Raw genomic sequence first — 16,101 nt, forward strand, 5'->3', positions numbered from 1 at the left:
TTAGACTCTTCTGCGCTTGGGAGGACGGCACCCATTATGCGGAATCGGGGTAACATCCTTGATCAGAGTAATATTGAGGCCCGCTGCTTGAAGGGCACGCAATGCCGACTCACGACCGGAACCCGGCCCCTTGACATTGACAACAACACTGCGAAGGCCATGCTCCTGGGCTTTCTTTGCGGCATCTTCAGCCGCGACCTGGGCAGCAAAAGGGGTACTCTTACGGGAACCCTTGAATCCGCGTCCACCGGCGGTAGACCAGGAAATCACGTTACCGCTAACATCCGTAATGGTCACGATGGTGTTGTTGAAAGTCGCCTGGATGTGCGCCACCCCATTGGCGATATTTTTTTTCTCAACTTTTTTTCTGACTACTTTTTTACCGGGCTTAGCCATGGTTCCTCCAGTTATTTCTTCTTACCGGCGACAGTCTTGCGGGGACCCTTACGGGTGCGCGCATTCGTCTTGGTCTTCTGCCCACGCACGGGGAGGCCACGACGATGACGCAGTCCGCGATAACAACCCAGGTCCATGAGACGTTTGATATTCATCGAAACTTCTCGCCGCAAATCACCCTCAACCTTGCCTTCCCGGTCGATGACTTCGCGAATCTTTGCCACTTCAGCTTCGGTGAGATCATCGGTCCGGGTATTCATTTCAACCCCGGCCTTGCTCAGGATCTCCTGGGAAGAGGAGCGGCCGATGCCGTAGATGTAGGTGAGAGCCACCTCAATCCGTTTATTTCTCGGTAAGTCGATACCAGCAATACGTGCCAATTTCCATTCCTCCTAATCCAGTTATCCCTGCCTCTGCTTGTGCTTGGGGTTTTCACAAATAATCCGGACAATCCCCTTGCGCTTAATCACTTTACACTTGTCGCAGATTGTCTTCACCGAAGCGCGGACTTTCATTGTCTTTTCCTTTACTCATCAAGTTGGTCGCTAAAGTCGACTTAGCGAATACTATCCAATCACAACGTTCAACCATGAATCATGTCTATAAAGCAGTCAAAATCTCCGGCCCGTGACTAGTAACAGCAATCGTATGCTCAAAATGAGCGGATGGTCGGCCATCCGCCGTCACCGCCGTCCAGCCGTCAGGGAGAATGCGTACATCCGGGGTTCCCGCATTGATCATCGGCTCAATCGCCAGAGTCATTCCTTCCCGCAAACGCGGTCCCTGCCCAGGAGCTCCGAAATTAGGAATCTGCGGTAATTCGTGCAACTGTCGGCCAATGCCATGACCAACGAACTCACGAACGACGCTGAAACCCTCTCTTTCAACACAAGCCTGCACCGCATGAGAGATATCGGAAAGACGATTACCGACAACGGCCTCGGCAATTCCCATCTGGAGTGAGCGCTGCGTCACCTCAAGAAGCCGTTCCGTCTCGGCCTCAATTCTACCAACGGGGACAGTTATTGCCGAGTCTCCATAAAATCCGGACTTCACCACGCCGAAATCGATACTTAAGATATCACCTTCTCGCATCGGCTCGGAATCAGCAAAACCATGGACTACTTTTTCGTTGGGAGAGGAGCAGATCGTAAAAGGAAACCCCCCGTACCCCTTGAATGCCGGTCGCACTCGACGACGCTTACACTCCGCTTCGGCAAATTCATCAAGTTCGTGGGTAGTAACTCCAGGCTTAATGCGCTCACGGAGTAGCTGTAATATTTCCGCAACGATCCGTCCCGCGTCACGCATTAGAATCAGCTCGGCGCGGGACTTGAGGACGATCATCTTCCCGACTACTCCTTACGCAGGATGGCGAGTATCTCGTCCTGCACGGCATCCATGGAGAGCATCCCGTCTACCTCGGAGAGCAGTCCGGATTTGCGATAATAATCAATCAACGGCGAAGTCTGCTCGTTATAGACATCAAGGCGACGGCGAATCGTTTCTTCGCGGTCATCGTCCCGTTGTACCAGTTCGCCACCACAGGCATCGCATATCCCCGCCGCCTTGGGCGCAGCAAAGGTTACGTGATAGCCCAGGCCACAATCGCGGCAAGTACGACGTCCAGTCAAACGCTCAACCAGGGCTTCAACATCAACGGCCAAGGAGACGACCGCATCAAGGGGGCGTCCGAGGGCAGTCAATGCCTCAGCAAGAGCATCGGCTTGGGGCACGGTCCGGGGAAAACCATCAAGAATAAAACCAGCTTTACAGTCATCTTCCTGAATGCGTTCACGGACTATTCCGACGACAACTTCGTCAGGAACCAACCCGCCGGCATCCATGAAGGACTTGGCTCGCAAACCCATCGGCGTTCCAGCCTTGACCGCAGCACGGAGGATATCCCCGGTGGAAATTTGCGGAATGCCGTAGCGGTCCATAAGCATTTTAGCCTGCGTCCCCTTGCCTGCTCCCGGGGGGCCTAGCAAAATAAGCTTCATTTCAATCCCCTAGCCATGACGGCCCTTGAGAGTCACACCCTTCATGAAACCCTCATAGGACCTGGAGATCAGATGGGCTTCTATCTGGGATGCGGTGTCCATGCCAACACCAACCACAATCAAGAGGGACGTGCCGCCAAAATAGAAAGGCAGCCCAAATTCGCCAATCAAAATGGTTGGCAAAACACAAACAGCCGAAATATAAATAGCGCCGGCAAAGGTCAGCCGACCCAGGACGATATCGATATAATCCGCCGTTGGTTTTCCGGGACGTATGCCAGGGATGTAGCCCCCCTGCTTTTTCACATTTTCGGCAACGTCAACAGGGTTGAAAGTCACAGCCGTGTAGAAGTAACAGAAGAAGATGATTAATGCAACGAAAAAAACATTATACAACCAGTGGTCGGGAGTCATCATGGAAGCCAAGGTTTGAACCCAGGTAACATCCACCAGATTCGCGACAGTCGCCGGAAACATGATTATGGAGCTGGCGAAAATCGGGGGGATAACCCCACTCATGTTGACCTTGAGCGGCAAATGGCTAGTCTGGCCACCATAATTTCGCATGCCCACGACCCGCTTGGCATAGTGAATCGGCAAACGGCGCTGTCCGCGCTCCATAAAAACAATGGCCATGATGACGGCAATCATCAAAACCAGAACCGCAATTCCGACCAACGGTGTCAGCGCACCGGTCCGCAACAGTCGTACGGAGTTGACAATCGCCGCCGGCATATTAGCGACAATTCCAGCGAAAATAATTAAGGAAATACCATTGCCAATGCCGCGTTCGGTAATCTGTTCGCCCAACCACATGATAAAGGCAGTACCCGCTGTCAAGGTAATGACTGTCAGCAGAATAAAGCCCATGCCCTGATCAGGAACAACAAATTCTCCAGCGGGACCGCGCATGGTTTGCAGCCCTATGGCAATCCCGGTGCCCTGAATGATCGAGAGAAAAATAGTCCCGTAACGGGTCCAGCGGGTCAAAACCTTACGGCCCTGCTCCCCCTCATTCTTTAACCGCTCAACCGGTTCAAAGACCACGGCCAGCAACTGCAGAATAATGGAGGCGCTGATGTAAGGCATGATTCCCAGAGCAAACACCGTCATGCGCTCAAGAGCACCACCGGTAAAGGCACTTACTAGGCCCAGCAGAGTGCCTTCGGTCCCCTCGAAAAACTTAGCCAGCACCTGTGCATCAACCCCAGGAGTAGGCACATGACAACCCACCCGATAAACAGCCAGCATGCACAGGGTAAAGAGGACCCGTCTCCTGAGTTCAGGAATACTGAATATGTTCTGGATGGCTTTTATCAACTTAGAGAACCTCGACTTTACCGCCGGCCGCCTCAATTTTTTCCTGAGCCGACTTGCTGAATTTATGGGCCTGAACCGTCAAGGCCTTGGTCAACTCACCATCACCAAGGACTTTGATCCCATCCAGCACTTCCTTCACCAGTCCCGCCTTGCCAAACGCAGCAAGGTCGACAACACTGCCAGCCTCGAAAACATCCAGATCCCGCAGATTGACGAGGGAGTAAACCTTCTTCGAGAGCGGAGTAAAGCCGCGCTTGGGAAGACGGCGCTGCAGGGGCATTTGACCGCCTTCGAAGCCAGCCTTGATGCTGCCGCCGCTGCGAGCCTTCTGCCCTTTATGGCCTTTACCTGCAGTCTTCCCTGTGCCCGAACCGTGGCCACGACCGAGACGCTTACGATTTTTAGTAGAACCGAATGCCGGTTGCAAATTACTCAGATCCATATCCATCTTCCTTAACGGCAGTCTTCAACTTCAACCATATGGGATACCTTGCGAATCATCCCGCGAATTTCCGGAGTGTCCTTGAGGCATACCGTCTTATGCAGCTTGGTCAAACCGAGCCCTTTGAGGACTCGCGTAAAATATTCATCGCGGGCGATGCCGCTCTTTTTCAGGGTCACCTTGATTTGATCGGCCATGAGCTTCTCCTTATCCACCAATTTATTCGGCGGACGCCTGCAGGCCGCGGCGTTCCATGATTTCCTGGGCGCTCTTAAGCTGAGCCAGGGCATTCACGGTGGCCTTGACCACATTATGCGGGTTATTGGAACCAAGACACTTGGAGAGGATATCACCAACGCCGGCAACTTCCAAAACAGCGCGAGCCGCGCCGCCGGCGATTACACCGGTACCTTCGGAGGCTGACTTGAGGAGAACCTTCCCTGCGCCGAATTTACCCAGCACATCAAAGGGAATGGTACGCCCACGCAGGGGAACCTTGATAAGGCTTTTCTTGGCCTGCTCGACCCCTTTGCGGATCGCTTCAGGAACCTCCTTGGCCTTGCCCAGTCCATAACCGACATGACCTTCCCCGTCGCCGACCACCACCAGGGCAGAGAAGCTGAAACGACGGCCACCCTTAACGACCTTCGCGCAACGGTTGATATGAATAACGCGGTCGTTTAAGTTCAGTTCATTGGGATCGATGCGCTGCAAAGAACTCCTCCTTTAACTTAGAAAGACAGGCCGGCTTCACGGGCGGCGTCGGCAAGAGCCTTCACCCGGCCATGATACAGGAAACCGTTTCGGTCAAAAACCACCTGCTTGATATTCTGTTCCAGGGCTTTCTTGGCGATGGTTTGTCCGACGGCCTTGGCGGCCTCAACATTGCCGGTGTAGTTTACGCCCTCGGCCACATCCTTGTTCGCTGTAGACGCCGTCGCCAGGGTGCGACCGGTCACGTCCTCAATAATTTGCACATAAATGTGCTTGGCGCTACGGAAGACACACAGGCGAGGACGTTCCATGGTCCCACGGACCTTTTTCCTCACCCGAACCTGCCGCTTCGCACGGGCATCACGTCTTTGCTTTGCGACGTTCACAATCGTTCTCCTTGGCCTTGAATCAATTATTTCTTACCGGTCTTGCCGGCTTTGCGCAGAATCCGCTCTTCAGCATACTTGATCCCCTTGCCCTTGTAAGGCTCCGGGGCGCGGAAAGAACGGATCTTGGCGGCGGTCGCTCCGATCAGTTCCTTATCGATTCCCTTCAGAGTGATCTTAGTCTGCTTCTCGACCTCGGCGTCAATTCCCTTGGGCAGAGGATACTCAACAGCATGGGAGTAACCCAGTGCCAAATTGAGAATCGCGCCCTTCATCTCGGCGCGATAACCGACGCCGTTAATTTCAAGAACACGCTCATATCCCTTGGTAACACCTTCGATCATGTTAGCCACCAAGGTCCTGGTGAGGCCTTGCATGGAGCTATCCACGCGCGCACCTTCCGGAGAACTGACCTGGATGCTGTCGGCCTCGATGGAGACTCCGACCTGCGTGGGAATCCGGCGGCTGAGCTGACCCTTGGGGCCTTGCACACTGATGGTCTCCCCGGAAAGGGAAACCTTGACTCCGCCCGGAATCACAATGGGTTTTTTCCCAATTCTCGACATCTTTTATAAACTCCTTCCCCGGATCCTTACCAGACGGTGCAGAGGAGCTCGCCGCCCACCTGCGCCGTGCGTGCAGCCGCATCATCCATCAGACCCTTGGAAGTCGACAGGATGGCGCACCCGAGACCGTTTTTCACCATGGGGATTTCGTCCTTCCCCACGTAGATGCGACGACCAGGGGTAGATACCCGCTTGATTTCATGAATGACGTGCTGATTATCCTCATCGAACTTGAGGTAGATCCGCAACACGCCTTGCTTTTCGTCGCTGATATTCTTGAAATTCTTGATATATCCAAGATCCTTGAGCACCGAAGCCAAGGCCTCTTTGATATTGGACGAAGGCACGTCCAACTTCGGATGCTTCGCCAGGCCCGCATTACGGATGCGGGTCAGCATGTCCGCGATAGGATCAGTCATTGCCATGGATGCAGCTCCTTAATTTCTCTTTACCAGCTCGACTTGATAACGCCGGGAAGTTTTCCTTCCGACGCCAGCTTGCGCAGGCAAATACGGCACATGTCAAATTTGCGATAATACGCCCGCGGACGGCCACAGAGAGGGCAGCGGTTATGCTGCCGAACTCCAAACTTGGTTGGCCGCGAAGCCTTTATCATCATCGATTTTTTTGCCACTCGCTCCTCCGCTCTCCGTCAGACTTTATTTCCTGAAAGGCATGCCCATGGCCGCTAGGAGGGCACGGCCCTCTTCGTCAGTCCGGCCCGTGGTTACAATGGTCACGTTCATCCCCTTGACTTTGTCGATTTTATCGAAATCGATCTCGGGGAAGATAATCTCCTCGCGAATGCCAAGAGTATAGTTGCCGCGCCCATCGAACCCTTTAGGGGAAACCCCTTTGAAGTCACGTACCCGGGGAAGGGCGATATTGATCAGACGATCAAGAAATTCATAGGCTTGAGCGCGACGCAGGGTTACGCGGCAACCAATCGGCATGCCTTCACGCAGCTTATAGGTCGCAATGGACTTCTTCGCCTTCGTGATGACCGCCTTCTGCCCGGTGATGTTGGTCAATTCCTCAACCGCCGCCTCCAGGATTTTGATGTTCTGAATGGCCTCCCCGAGACCCATATTCACGACAACTTTTTCAACCCGGGGGACTTCCATCACATTGTCGAGCTGCAAGTCCTTTTTCAGCTGAGGGACCAGCTCGACCTGGTATTTTTCTTTCAGTCTTGCCATGGAAATCCTCCGTTACTTATCCACGATCTCGTTACACTTCTTGCAGAAACGAACCTTGCGCCCATCTTCCAGAACACGGATGCCGGTACGAGCCGCTTTACCACAAGCGCCGCAGAGAAGCAGCACATTGGAAGCATCCAGCGGAGCTTCTTTCTCGACAATGCCACCATCCTGATTGGTCCGAGAAGGACGGGTGTGTCGTTTGACTACATTTAAGCCTTCTACCGTAAGCCGGCCCTTCTCTGGAAAAACCCGGGCAACCTTGCCCGATTTCCCCTTCTCTTTGCCAGCGATGATCATCACCATGTCGTTTTTTTTGACATGAAGGTTTTTAGCCGCCATCTTCGTATATCTCCCAATGATCTTTTTTAAAGGACTTCAGGCGCCAGAGATACAATTTTCATAAAGCGCTTGGCGCGGAGTTCACGGGCGACGGGTCCAAAGATTCGGGTTCCGATGGGCTCCCCCCCGGCATTGACCACCACGGCGGAATTCTTATCAAAGCGGATGAACGAGCCATCCGGGCGGGGAACCTCCTTGGCCGTTCTTACAATAACGGCACGCACCACATCGCCTTTCTTGACCCGCGAATTGGGCAAGGCCTCTTTTACGGAGCAAATAATGATATCTCCAAGGCCGGCGTATTTGCGTTTGGAGCCGCCGAGCACCTTGATGCAGCAGAGCTTCCGGGCGCCGGAATTGTCCGCGACATCAAGCATGGTCTGCATCTGGATCATGGCTTGTATCTCCTAAACGGTTACATGTTTTTCGAGGATTTCGCGGACTCTCCACCGCTTGTCACGAGACAGCGGCCTGGTCTCCACGATAAGCACCTTGTCACCAACGGCGCAGTCATTGCGCTCGTCATGGGCTTTGCAGGTAACCTTGCGCTTGATGTATTTTTTGTAGATGGGATGCTTTACCAGCTGGTCAACCTTGACTACGACGGTCTTATCCATCTTGTCACTGACCACGATCCCAACCCGGGTCTTTCTGTTTCCACGTTCAGTCGTCATATCCGTCATCGTACTCCCCACTATCCCTGTTTCTGCCGCAGCACGGTGTTAACCCGGGCAATATCCTTTTTGATCTGAGGAATTCGCGCGGTATTTTCCAGATGTCCGGTATGCAACTGGAACCGCAGATTGAACAGTTCCTGGCTGAGTTCTTCAGATTTCTTACGCAGTTCCTCAATATCGAGGGCCACCATTTCACTAGCCTTCATTGGCAATATCCTCCCTCATCACGAACTTGGTCTTCATCGGGAGCTTATTGGCGGAAAGCCGGAAGGCCTCGCGGGCTGCTTCTACGTCAACCCCCTGCATTTCATAAAGCATTACCCCGGGCTTGACCACGGCAACCCAACTATCCGGAGAACCTTTTCCCTTACCCATACGGGTTTCGGCGGGCTTACGGGTCAAGGGTTTATCCGGGAAAACCCGAATCCAGATTTTCCCGCCACGCTTGATGTAGCGGGTCATGGCCCGACGAGCAGCTTCGATTTGCCGGGACGACAGCCAACCACATTCAATGGCCTGCAGACCGAAATCCCCGAAGTTGAGCTCGGTACCACCCTTGGCAGCGCCTTTCATGCGCCCCTTGAATGTCTTTCTATGTTTAACCTTCTTGGGCATTAACATGGCTTGCTAACTCCTATTGCGATCTTAGTGCTGTTCCCGCGCGAGAACTTCGCCCTTGAAGATAAGCACTTTGACACCGATGATGCCATAAGTGGTCTTCGCCTCGGCGAACCCATAGTCGATATCGGCGCGGAGAGTATGCAGGGGCACGCGCCCCTCGCGGTACCATTCGGTACGGCTCATCTCGGCCCCACCCAGACGACCGCTGCAGGTGATCTTGATTCCCTGGCCGCCAAACTTGAGTGCCATGCTGACGCTCTTCTTCATCGCGCGGCGGAAAGCAACTCGACGCTCCAATTGCAGGGCCACATTCTCCGCCACCAACTGGGCATCGATCTCAGGCTTGCGAACTTCCTGGATATTAATGAAGACTTCCTTGTCGGTGAGTTTGGCCAGCTCTTTCTTGAGCGCCTCGACCTCAGAACCCTTCTTGCCGATGATAATGCCTGGACGAGCGGCGAAAATGTTAATCTTCGCCTTATTCGCCGCACGCTCCAATTCAATCTTGGAAATACCGGCGTGATAAAGCCGTTTTTTGAGGTAATTCCGAAGCTTGATGTCTTCATGGAGCAGCTTGGCGTAATCCGCCTCTGCATACCACTTGGATTCCCAGGTTTTGATGACTCCCAACCGAAATCCTACGGGATGTACTTTCTGGCCCAAACTATCACCTCCCTCAGTCTACTTTTCGTCAAGAATCACAGTAATGTGACTCGTCGGTTTACGGATCTTCGTTGCCCGACCCTGTGCCCGGGGCATGAAGCGCTTGAGAACCGGGCCTTGGTCGACACTGATATGCTTGATCATCAGACGGTCGATGTCAGATACCCCCTTCTGTTCCGCATTGGCAACCGCTGAACTGACCAACTTACTAACAATGGCCGCGGCCTTTTGCGGAGAGAACTTGAGGATATTCAGCGCATCCTGAACGCCCTTGCCACGCACCATGTCCACCACCAGACGGGTTTTCTGGGGAGAAAGACGCGCGTAACTCAGTTTTGCTCTGGCTTCCATGAATGAAACTCCTATGCAGGATCTTATCTCTTCTTGCTTTTCTTGTCCGCGCCATGGCCGAAGTAAGTCCGGGTCGGGGCGAACTCGCCGAGTTTGTGGCCGACCATGTTCTCGGTAACAAATACCGGAATGAACTTCTTGCCGTTATTCACGGCGAAGGTCAGGCCTACAAATTCAGGGACGATTGTGGAGCGCCGCGACCAGGTCTTGATGACCTTTTTATTGCTAGCACCACCTTCAGCTTCAATTTTACGCAAAAGGCTTTCCTCGACGTACGGCCCCTTCTTGATTGATCTAGCCACTGCCTTCTCCTCTATCCCAAAGAAACGTTATTTCTTGCGCCGCCGGATAATGAACTTGTCGGTACGCTTGTTGGTCCGGGTCTTGTACCCCTTGGTCGGAACACCCCAAGGAGTGACCGGATGCCGCCCGCCGGAGCTCTTCCCTTCGCCACCACCATGGGGATGGTCGACGGGGTTCATAGCCACACCACGGCTCTGCGGACGCTTGCCCAGCCAGCGATTCCGACCGGCTTTGCCGATCTGGATATTTTCATGCTCCGGATTCCCGACCTGGCCAACGGTAGCGCAGCAACCCTGCAGAACCAACCGGACCTCACCGGAAGGCAGACGCAGCTGAGCGTACTTCCCTTCCTTGGCGGCAATCATCGCGTAGGTTCCAGCGCTACGGGCAAGCTGCCCGCCCTTGCCGACCCGCAACTCGACGTTATGAACCCAGGTTCCCAGAGGGATGGCACGGATCGTCAACGCATTGCCGGGCTTGATGTCCGCCTGCTCGCTCGCAACCAGAGTATCCCCCACAGAGATTCCGAGAGGAGCGATAATATAGCGTTTCTCGCCGTCGGCATAGTTCAGCAAAGCGATACGGGAGGAACGATTCGGGTCGTATTCGATAGAAACGACCTTAGCCGGAATGTCTTTCTTGTCCCGCTTGAAGTCAATAATTCTGTACTTGCGCTTGTGCCCGCCCCCAGTGTGCCGCTTGGTAATACGACCATAGTTGTTGCGGCCACCGGTACGTTTCAGGGGCGCAACAAGGGACTTCTCGGGAGTGGAAGTCGTGATCTCCTCAAAAGAGGAAGAGGTCATGTTACGACGACCCGGCGAGGTCGGTTTAAACTTTTTGATCGCCATTATAGTTACTCCGTATCGCTTGATAACAAACCTTAGACACCGAAGAAGTCGATACTGCTACCCTCTTCCAGGGTCACGTATGCTTTTTTCCAGTTAGACCGCTTGCCAAACTGCCGACCGACACGCTTGACCTTGCCGGCCACCAGCGAAGTGTTGACGTTCTTGACCTTCACGTCGAACGCTTTTTCAACGGCCTGTTTGATCTCGATCTTATTGGCGTCAACAGAAACCTCAAAGGCAACGATCTGCCCTATCTCCTTTTGCAGGCTGGTTTTCTCCGTAATCAACGGCCTTTTAATAATCTGATGCAGCGGTTTCATGACGCAAGCGCTCCTTCCAACTGAGAAACAGCCCCTTCGGTGACGACCAGGTTGGGATATTTCATCACGTCGTAAACATTGACACCCTCGGCCCGAAGCACCTTCACATTCGGCAAATTCCGGGCAGAAAGTTCAAGGTTGGGATTGGCGCCGGAAATAACAACCAGCACCTTATCAAGATCGAAACGATTGAGGATCTCAGTAAATCCCTTAGTGCTGATTTTTTCCAGGTCAATGGCATTGAGCACAGTCAGTTTTTCAGCTTGAAAACGAGCGGAAAGAGCGCTGCGCAAAGCCGCCTTCTTAACCTTGCGGTTGAGTTTGAAGGTGTAATCCCGGGGAGTCGGCCCGAAAGCCGCGCCACCACCCACATAATGGGGAGCACGTATACATCCCTGCCGGGCATTACCGGTGCCCTTCTGTTTGTACGGCTTTTTGCCTCCGCCGGAAACTTCACTACGGGTCTTAGTATCGGCCGTTCCCTGGCGACGGGCCGCCAACTGAAAGCGGACCATATCGTGAATCAGGTAGCCACGAACAACGTCATTGAAGACCATGTCGGACAGTTCCCGCTGGGATACCTGATTTTTATTAATATCGTAGACAACAACGCTTGCCATGGTCTGTCTCCCACACCCTCACTGACATGAGGCTATTTTTTGGCTTTAATACCTTTACGAATCGTGACCAAGCTATTCTTGGCTCCAGGAATCGCGCCCTTGACGAGAATCAGATTCTGCTCAGGACGAACATCGATGATCTCCAGGTTTTGTGTCGTAACCTGGGCGTTGCCCATTTGGCCAGCCATCTTCTTCCCCTTGAAAACCCGGGAAGGCCAGGCGCTGCAGCCGATGGAGCCCGGACCGCGATGAAACTTCGAGCCGTGGCTTGAACGGCCACCGGAGAAATTCCAGCGTTTGATAACGCCCTGGAAACCCTTACCTTTGCTGATCCCGATCACATCCACGATATCCCCGGCAGCGAAAGCTTCGCACTTGATTTCGTCGCCGACATTGAAATCGTCCACATTTTCGACCCGGAACTCGCGCAGGAAAGCAAAGGCTCCCTTGCCGGCCTTTTTAAAATGACCCATGGTGGGGCGATTGACGCGGTGCGCCGCGCGGGGAGCAAAACCTACTTGAAGAGCATTGTAACCATCAGTGGCCACGGTCTTCTTCTGCACGACCACGCAGGGGCCAGCCTCAACCACCGTCACCGGGATCCGCCGACCGTCCATGGCGAAAATCTGGGACATTCCCAGTTTCTTACCCAAGATTCCCTGTATCATTGCACGTACCCTTACCTTTAATGAGTTGCCTAGAGCTTGATTTCCACGTCGACGCCGGCAGACAAGTCAAGCTTCATCAGGGCATCCACCGTCTGCTGTGTCGGCTCGAGGATGTCGAGAAGGCGCTTGTGCGTCCGCATTTCAAACTGTTCGCGGCTCTTCTTGTCAACATGGGGACCGCGCAACACGCAATATTTATTGATGATGGTCGGCAAGGGAACCGGTCCTGCTACCCGGGCACCTGTACGCTTAGCGGTATCGACGATCTCGTTTACGGAAAGATCGAGCAGCTTATGGTCATAAGCCTTCAAACGGATTCTGATCTTTTGGCTCGGCATGTGAATTATCCTCTTACGCTATGATTTCGCTGACGACGCCGGCGCCGACGGTCCGGCCACCTTCACGGATGGCGAAGCGCAGCTCCTTGTCCATGGCGATCGGGGTGATCAGCTCGACGTTCATGGCGATGTTGTCGCCGGGCATAACCATCTCCACACCTTCGGGCAGTTCCACGATCCCGGTCACGTCCGTGGTCCGGAAGTAGAACTGGGGACGGTAGCCTTTGAAGAACGGGGTATGACGGCCACCTTCTTCCTTGGTCAGGATGTAGGCTTCGGCCTTGAACTTGGTGTGCGGGGTGATGCTCCCGGGCTTGGCCAGAACCTGACCGCGCTCGATGTCCTCACGCTTAACACCGCGCAGCAGGATGCCGACGTTGTCGCCAGCCTGACCCTGATCGAGCAGCTTGCGGAACATCTCGACACCGGTGACGACGGTCTTGGTGGTCGCCTTCATACCGACGATCTCGACCTCTTCCTGCACCTTGACCACGCCGCGCTCGATGCGACCGGTGGCGACGGTGCCGCGACCGGAGATGGAGAAGACGTCTTCGACGGGCATCAGGAAGGGACGGTCAATGGCGCGCTCCGGCTCGGGGATATAGCTATCAACGGCGGCCATCAGCTCGAGAACCTTGTTCTTGCCGATTTCGTCGTCACGCCCTTCGAGAGCAGCCAGGGCGCTGCCGGCGATGATCGGAATATCGTCACCGGGGAAGTCGTAGGAGGAGAGCAGCTCGCGCAGTTCAAGCTCAACCAGCTCCATCAGCTCAGCGTCGTCGACCATGTCGGCCTTGTTGAGGAAGACGACCATGGCGGGCACGCCGACCTGACGGGCAAGCAGGATGTGCTCACGGGTCTGGGGCATGGGGCCGTCAGCGGCCGAGCAGACCAGGATTGCGCCGTCCATCTGCGCCGCGCCGGTGATCATGTTCTTGACATAGTCGGCATGGCCGGGGCAGTCAACGTGGGCATAGTGACGGTTAGCGGTCTCGTATTCGACATGGGAGGTGGCGATGGTGATGCCGCGCTCGCGCTCCTCGGGAGCGTTGTCGATCTGGTCGAACCCCTTGAATACGGCGCCGCCCGACTCGGCCAAGACTTTGGTAATGGCGGCGGTCAGAGTCGTTTTGCCATGGTCAACGTGACCGATGGTTCCGATGTTGACATGGGGCTTGGTTCTTTCAAATTTAGCTTTGGACATAAGTCTCTCCTTTACCCCTTGGCCTTGGCGACGATTTCCTCAGAGATCGCCTTGGGCACCTGCTCGTAATGATCAAAGACCATGGTATAGGTCGCGCGCCCCTGAGTGGCGCTACGCAAATCCGTTGCGTAACCGAACATGTTCGCCAGCGGCACATGGGCATTGATAACCTGGGCGCCAGCACGGGACTCCATGCCCATGATCCGACCCCGACGACTATTCAGATCGCCCATAACGTCGCCCATATAATCCTCGGGGACAACAACTTCCACCTTCATGATCGGCTCCAGCAACACCGGACCGGCCTTAGCAGCACCTTCTTTAAAGCCCATGGAACCGGCGATTTTGAAGGCCATTTCCGAAGAGTCGACATCATGATATGAACCGTCGAAGCAGGCTACCTTGACGTCGACAATGGGGAACCCAGCCAGGATGCCGAGCTCGGAAGCCTCTTCGGCACCTTTGCCGACAGCGGGGATGTATTCCTTAGGAATGACGCCACCCTTGATCTCGTCGACAAAAGTAAACCCAGCCCCGGGCTCCTGCGGCTCGATACGCAACCAACAATCGCCATACTGGCCGCGACCACCGGACTGACGAACAAACTTGCCCTGAACCTCGACCTTTTTGGTGATGGTTTCGCGATAGGCAACCTGGGGGGCACCGACATTGCACTCGACTTTGAATTCGCGCTTCATGCGGTCGATGATGATTTCCAGGTGCAACTCACCCATACCGGAGAGAATGGTCTGGCCGGTCTCCTCGTCGGTACGGCAACGCAGCGAAGGGTCTTCCTGCAACAACTTGCCGAGGGCAACGCCCATCTTCTCCTGGTCACCCTTGGTCTTGGGTTCCACCGCGATATGAATAACCGGCTCAGGAAACTCCATGGATTCCAGCAGACAGACGTTCTTCTCGTCGCAGAGAGTATCGCCCGTGGTGGTATATTTCAAACCGACAGCGGCGGCAATATCGCCCGAGTAGACCTCTTTGATCTCCTCCCGCTTATTGGCGTGCATCTTGAGGATACGACCGAAGCGCTCCTTCTTCCCCTTGGTGGCATTAACCACCGAAGCGCCGGACTCGGCCACCCCGGAATAAACCCGGAAGAAGGTCAACTGCCCGACAAAGGGGTCGGTCATGATCTTGAAGGCCAAAGCCGAAAAAGGCCCGGCATCGTCGGCAGGACGAGTAATTTCTTCCTGAGTGTGAGGATCGATCCCATTGATCGGCGGGACATCGGTGGGAGCCGGCATGTAATCTACCACGGCATCCAGCAGATTCTGCACCCCTTTATTCTTGAAGGCGCTGCCGCAAATGACCGGATTAATATGCAAACCCATCGTGGCGCGGCGAATCCCTGCCTTAAGCTCGGCAACGGTCAACTCCTCACCAGCGAGATACTTCTCCATCAAAGCATCATCGTAGGAGCAAACCTCTTCGAGCATAGCCTCCCGGGCCGCGGCGACATCGTCGACCATATCGGCGGGAATGGCAATTTCATTAAAGCCTTGCCCCTGGGTCTCGTCGTCCCAGATCATGGCACGCATCTCGACCAGGTCGACAAGCCCTTTGAAATAATCTTCTTTACCAATGGGAAGCTGAATCGGTACCGGATTGGCACCAAGGCGGTCACGCATCATTTGCACGCCACGACCGAAGTCGGCGCCGATGCGGTCCATCTTATTAATGAAGGCAATGCGGGGAACCCCGTACTTGTCGGCTTGACGCCATACCGTCTCAGACTGAGGCTCAACACCCCCGACCGAACAGAATACCGCCACCGCGCCGTCAAGGACACGCAAAGAACGCTCCACCTCGATGGTGAAGTCAACGTGTCCCGGGGTATCGATGATGTTAACCCGGTGATCTTTCCAGAAACAGGTCGTCGCAGCGGAAGTAATGGTAATTCCGCGCTCCTGCTCCTGAGCCATCCAGTCCATCGTGGCTGCGCCATCATGGACCTCACCGAGTTTATGGGAAATTCCGGTGTAAAACAGAATGCGTTCGGTCGTAGTCGTCTTACCAGCATCAATGTGAGCCATGATGCCGATATTACGGGTTTTTGTAATGGGGACTAAACGTGCCACAACTATCTTGCCTCCACGGGGGACTCT

The 16,101-nt window shown here is 54.4% G+C and carries 29 protein-coding genes; all 29 read right to left on the minus strand.

Going from position 1 to position 16,101, the window contains the following annotated elements; translation table 11 throughout:
- Positions 1 to 396, minus strand: coding sequence for a 30S ribosomal protein S11 (gene rpsK / locus BQ4888_RS04240; protein ID WP_092054084.1), 396 nt, complete (start codon positions 394 to 396; stop codon positions 1 to 3).
- 11 nt (positions 397 to 407) lie between these two features.
- The gene (rpsM, locus tag BQ4888_RS04245) at positions 408 to 776 is read right to left on the minus strand and encodes a 30S ribosomal protein S13 (protein ID WP_092054087.1); all 369 of its coding nucleotides are present in this window, start codon (positions 774 to 776) and stop codon (positions 408 to 410) included.
- Between the two features lie 21 nt (positions 777 to 797).
- Positions 798 to 911 (minus strand): 50S ribosomal protein L36, encoded by a 114-nt coding sequence (gene rpmJ, locus BQ4888_RS04250; RefSeq protein WP_092054090.1) that lies wholly within the window; start codon positions 909 to 911, stop codon positions 798 to 800.
- Between the two features lie 85 nt (positions 912 to 996).
- Positions 997 to 1,743 (minus strand): type I methionyl aminopeptidase, encoded by a 747-nt coding sequence (gene map, locus BQ4888_RS04255; protein WP_092054092.1) that lies wholly within the window; start codon positions 1,741 to 1,743, stop codon positions 997 to 999.
- 8 nt (positions 1,744 to 1,751) lie between these two features.
- Positions 1,752 to 2,399 carry an adenylate kinase gene (locus BQ4888_RS04260; RefSeq protein ID WP_092054095.1) on the minus strand — a complete coding sequence of 216 codons (648 nt, stop codon included), beginning with the start codon at positions 2,397 to 2,399 and terminating at the stop codon, positions 1,752 to 1,754.
- 9 nt (positions 2,400 to 2,408) lie between these two features.
- Positions 2,409 to 3,719 carry a preprotein translocase subunit SecY gene (secY, locus tag BQ4888_RS04265; RefSeq protein WP_092054098.1) on the minus strand — a complete coding sequence of 437 codons (1,311 nt, stop codon included), beginning with the start codon at positions 3,717 to 3,719 and terminating at the stop codon, positions 2,409 to 2,411.
- A gap of 1 nt (position 3,720) precedes the next feature.
- Positions 3,721 to 4,161, minus strand: coding sequence for a 50S ribosomal protein L15 (gene rplO / locus BQ4888_RS04270; RefSeq protein WP_092054100.1), 441 nt, complete (start codon positions 4,159 to 4,161; stop codon positions 3,721 to 3,723).
- 11 nt (positions 4,162 to 4,172) lie between these two features.
- Positions 4,173 to 4,358: a 50S ribosomal protein L30 gene (gene rpmD, locus BQ4888_RS04275; RefSeq protein WP_092054103.1), complete on the minus strand. Its 186-nt coding sequence runs from the start codon at positions 4,356 to 4,358 to the stop codon at positions 4,173 to 4,175.
- 22 nt (positions 4,359 to 4,380) lie between these two features.
- Complete coding sequence (gene rpsE / locus BQ4888_RS04280) at positions 4,381 to 4,875, minus strand: 30S ribosomal protein S5 (protein WP_092054106.1); 495 nt, start codon at positions 4,873 to 4,875, stop codon at positions 4,381 to 4,383.
- Positions 4,876 to 4,892: 17 nt separating this feature from the next.
- A complete protein-coding gene (rplR, locus tag BQ4888_RS04285) occupies positions 4,893 to 5,261 on the minus strand; it encodes a 50S ribosomal protein L18 (RefSeq protein ID WP_092054108.1) in 369 nt (122 codons plus the stop codon).
- 26 nt (positions 5,262 to 5,287) lie between these two features.
- Positions 5,288 to 5,827: a 50S ribosomal protein L6 gene (gene rplF, locus BQ4888_RS04290; protein ID WP_092054110.1), complete on the minus strand. Its 540-nt coding sequence runs from the start codon at positions 5,825 to 5,827 to the stop codon at positions 5,288 to 5,290.
- Between the two features lie 26 nt (positions 5,828 to 5,853).
- The gene (rpsH, locus tag BQ4888_RS04295; protein WP_092054112.1) at positions 5,854 to 6,252 is read right to left on the minus strand and encodes a 30S ribosomal protein S8; all 399 of its coding nucleotides are present in this window, start codon (positions 6,250 to 6,252) and stop codon (positions 5,854 to 5,856) included.
- A 23-nt stretch (positions 6,253 to 6,275) separates the two neighbouring features.
- A complete protein-coding gene (locus BQ4888_RS04300; RefSeq protein WP_092054115.1) occupies positions 6,276 to 6,461 on the minus strand; it encodes a type Z 30S ribosomal protein S14 in 186 nt (61 codons plus the stop codon).
- Between the two features lie 25 nt (positions 6,462 to 6,486).
- A complete protein-coding gene (gene rplE / locus BQ4888_RS04305) occupies positions 6,487 to 7,026 on the minus strand; it encodes a 50S ribosomal protein L5 (protein WP_092054117.1) in 540 nt (179 codons plus the stop codon).
- Between the two features lie 12 nt (positions 7,027 to 7,038).
- A complete protein-coding gene (gene rplX, locus BQ4888_RS04310) occupies positions 7,039 to 7,368 on the minus strand; it encodes a 50S ribosomal protein L24 (RefSeq protein WP_092054120.1) in 330 nt (109 codons plus the stop codon).
- A 26-nt stretch (positions 7,369 to 7,394) separates the two neighbouring features.
- Positions 7,395 to 7,763 (minus strand): 50S ribosomal protein L14, encoded by a 369-nt coding sequence (rplN, locus tag BQ4888_RS04315; protein WP_092054123.1) that lies wholly within the window; start codon positions 7,761 to 7,763, stop codon positions 7,395 to 7,397.
- Between the two features lie 12 nt (positions 7,764 to 7,775).
- Positions 7,776 to 8,042 (minus strand): 30S ribosomal protein S17, encoded by a 267-nt coding sequence (gene rpsQ / locus BQ4888_RS04320; RefSeq protein WP_092054198.1) that lies wholly within the window; start codon positions 8,040 to 8,042, stop codon positions 7,776 to 7,778.
- Between the two features lie 20 nt (positions 8,043 to 8,062).
- Complete coding sequence (rpmC, locus tag BQ4888_RS04325; protein ID WP_092054125.1) at positions 8,063 to 8,251, minus strand: 50S ribosomal protein L29; 189 nt, start codon at positions 8,249 to 8,251, stop codon at positions 8,063 to 8,065.
- A complete protein-coding gene (gene rplP / locus BQ4888_RS04330; protein WP_092054128.1) occupies positions 8,241 to 8,666 on the minus strand; it encodes a 50S ribosomal protein L16 in 426 nt (141 codons plus the stop codon). The genes rpmC and rplP overlap by 11 nt, the downstream gene beginning before the upstream one ends.
- A 24-nt stretch (positions 8,667 to 8,690) precedes the next feature.
- Positions 8,691 to 9,329: a 30S ribosomal protein S3 gene (rpsC, locus tag BQ4888_RS04335; protein WP_092054130.1), complete on the minus strand. Its 639-nt coding sequence runs from the start codon at positions 9,327 to 9,329 to the stop codon at positions 8,691 to 8,693.
- 18 nt (positions 9,330 to 9,347) lie between these two features.
- Entirely contained in the window at positions 9,348 to 9,680 is a 333-nt protein-coding gene (rplV, locus tag BQ4888_RS04340) for a 50S ribosomal protein L22 (RefSeq protein ID WP_092054133.1), read from the minus strand.
- Between the two features lie 23 nt (positions 9,681 to 9,703).
- A complete protein-coding gene (gene rpsS, locus BQ4888_RS04345) occupies positions 9,704 to 9,982 on the minus strand; it encodes a 30S ribosomal protein S19 (RefSeq protein ID WP_092054135.1) in 279 nt (92 codons plus the stop codon).
- 27 nt (positions 9,983 to 10,009) lie between these two features.
- Entirely contained in the window at positions 10,010 to 10,834 is an 825-nt protein-coding gene (rplB, locus tag BQ4888_RS04350) for a 50S ribosomal protein L2 (RefSeq protein ID WP_092054138.1), read from the minus strand.
- Between the two features lie 32 nt (positions 10,835 to 10,866).
- Positions 10,867 to 11,154: a 50S ribosomal protein L23 gene (locus BQ4888_RS04355; protein ID WP_092054141.1), complete on the minus strand. Its 288-nt coding sequence runs from the start codon at positions 11,152 to 11,154 to the stop codon at positions 10,867 to 10,869.
- Positions 11,151 to 11,774, minus strand: a complete 624-nt coding sequence (gene rplD, locus BQ4888_RS04360; RefSeq protein ID WP_092054143.1) for a 50S ribosomal protein L4 — start codon at positions 11,772 to 11,774, stop codon at positions 11,151 to 11,153. The genes BQ4888_RS04355 and rplD overlap by 4 nt, the downstream gene beginning before the upstream one ends.
- Before the next feature lie 32 nt (positions 11,775 to 11,806).
- Positions 11,807 to 12,442 (minus strand): 50S ribosomal protein L3, encoded by a 636-nt coding sequence (gene rplC, locus BQ4888_RS04365; protein WP_092054146.1) that lies wholly within the window; start codon positions 12,440 to 12,442, stop codon positions 11,807 to 11,809.
- 29 nt (positions 12,443 to 12,471) lie between these two features.
- Positions 12,472 to 12,780 (minus strand): 30S ribosomal protein S10, encoded by a 309-nt coding sequence (gene rpsJ / locus BQ4888_RS04370; RefSeq protein ID WP_092054148.1) that lies wholly within the window; start codon positions 12,778 to 12,780, stop codon positions 12,472 to 12,474.
- 13 nt (positions 12,781 to 12,793) lie between these two features.
- Positions 12,794 to 13,984 carry an elongation factor Tu gene (tuf, locus tag BQ4888_RS04375; protein ID WP_092054151.1) on the minus strand — a complete coding sequence of 397 codons (1,191 nt, stop codon included), beginning with the start codon at positions 13,982 to 13,984 and terminating at the stop codon, positions 12,794 to 12,796.
- An 11-nt stretch (positions 13,985 to 13,995) separates the two neighbouring features.
- Positions 13,996 to 16,074, minus strand: coding sequence for an elongation factor G (fusA, locus tag BQ4888_RS04380; RefSeq protein WP_092054154.1), 2,079 nt, complete (start codon positions 16,072 to 16,074; stop codon positions 13,996 to 13,998).
- Positions 16,075 to 16,101: the final 27 nt, after the last annotated feature.

It is taken from the genome of Desulfuromonas acetexigens (assembly GCF_900111775.1).
Classification (GTDB): domain Bacteria; phylum Desulfobacterota; class Desulfuromonadia; order Desulfuromonadales; family Trichloromonadaceae; genus Trichloromonas; species Trichloromonas acetexigens.

Excerpts from the sequence above, each read along its gene's own strand:
- rpmJ (WP_092054090.1), bottom strand. The coding sequence starts at position 911 with ATGAAAGTCCGCGCTTCGGTGAAGACAATCTGCGACAAGTGTAAAGTG.
- rpsH (WP_092054112.1), bottom strand. The coding sequence starts at position 6,252 with ATGGCAATGACTGATCCTATCGCGGACATGCTGACCCGCATCCGTAAT.
- rpmD (WP_092054103.1), bottom strand. The coding sequence starts at position 4,358 with ATGGCCGATCAAATCAAGGTGACCCTGAAAAAGAGCGGCATCGCCCGC.
- BQ4888_RS04260 (WP_092054095.1), bottom strand. The coding sequence starts at position 2,399 with ATGAAGCTTATTTTGCTAGGCCCCCCGGGAGCAGGCAAGGGGACGCAG.
- rplE (WP_092054117.1), bottom strand. The coding sequence starts at position 7,026 with ATGGCAAGACTGAAAGAAAAATACCAGGTCGAGCTGGTCCCTCAGCTG.
- rpmC (WP_092054125.1), bottom strand. The coding sequence starts at position 8,251 with ATGAAGGCTAGTGAAATGGTGGCCCTCGATATTGAGGAACTGCGTAAG.
- rplF (WP_092054110.1), bottom strand. The coding sequence starts at position 5,827 with ATGTCGAGAATTGGGAAAAAACCCATTGTGATTCCGGGCGGAGTCAAG.
- rpsK (WP_092054084.1), bottom strand. The coding sequence starts at position 396 with ATGGCTAAGCCCGGTAAAAAAGTAGTCAGAAAAAAAGTTGAGAAAAAA.
- map (WP_092054092.1), bottom strand. The coding sequence starts at position 1,743 with ATGATCGTCCTCAAGTCCCGCGCCGAGCTGATTCTAATGCGTGACGCG.
- BQ4888_RS04355 (WP_092054141.1), bottom strand. The coding sequence starts at position 11,154 with ATGAAACCGCTGCATCAGATTATTAAAAGGCCGTTGATTACGGAGAAA.
- rplB (WP_092054138.1), bottom strand. The coding sequence starts at position 10,834 with ATGGCGATCAAAAAGTTTAAACCGACCTCGCCGGGTCGTCGTAACATG.
- rplD (WP_092054143.1), bottom strand. The coding sequence starts at position 11,774 with ATGGCAAGCGTTGTTGTCTACGATATTAATAAAAATCAGGTATCCCAG.
- rpsQ (WP_092054198.1), bottom strand. The coding sequence starts at position 8,042 with ATGACGACTGAACGTGGAAACAGAAAGACCCGGGTTGGGATCGTGGTC.
- tuf (WP_092054151.1), bottom strand. The coding sequence starts at position 13,984 with ATGTCCAAAGCTAAATTTGAAAGAACCAAGCCCCATGTCAACATCGGA.
- rplN (WP_092054123.1), bottom strand. The coding sequence starts at position 7,763 with ATGATCCAGATGCAGACCATGCTTGATGTCGCGGACAATTCCGGCGCC.
- rplC (WP_092054146.1), bottom strand. The coding sequence starts at position 12,442 with ATGATACAGGGAATCTTGGGTAAGAAACTGGGAATGTCCCAGATTTTC.
- rplX (WP_092054120.1), bottom strand. The coding sequence starts at position 7,368 with ATGGCGGCTAAAAACCTTCATGTCAAAAAAAACGACATGGTGATGATC.
- rplP (WP_092054128.1), bottom strand. The coding sequence starts at position 8,666 with ATGTTAATGCCCAAGAAGGTTAAACATAGAAAGACATTCAAGGGGCGC.
- rplO (WP_092054100.1), bottom strand. The coding sequence starts at position 4,161 with ATGGATCTGAGTAATTTGCAACCGGCATTCGGTTCTACTAAAAATCGT.
- rpsJ (WP_092054148.1), bottom strand. The coding sequence starts at position 12,780 with ATGCCGAGCCAAAAGATCAGAATCCGTTTGAAGGCTTATGACCATAAG.
- rplV (WP_092054133.1), bottom strand. The coding sequence starts at position 9,680 with ATGGAAGCCAGAGCAAAACTGAGTTACGCGCGTCTTTCTCCCCAGAAA.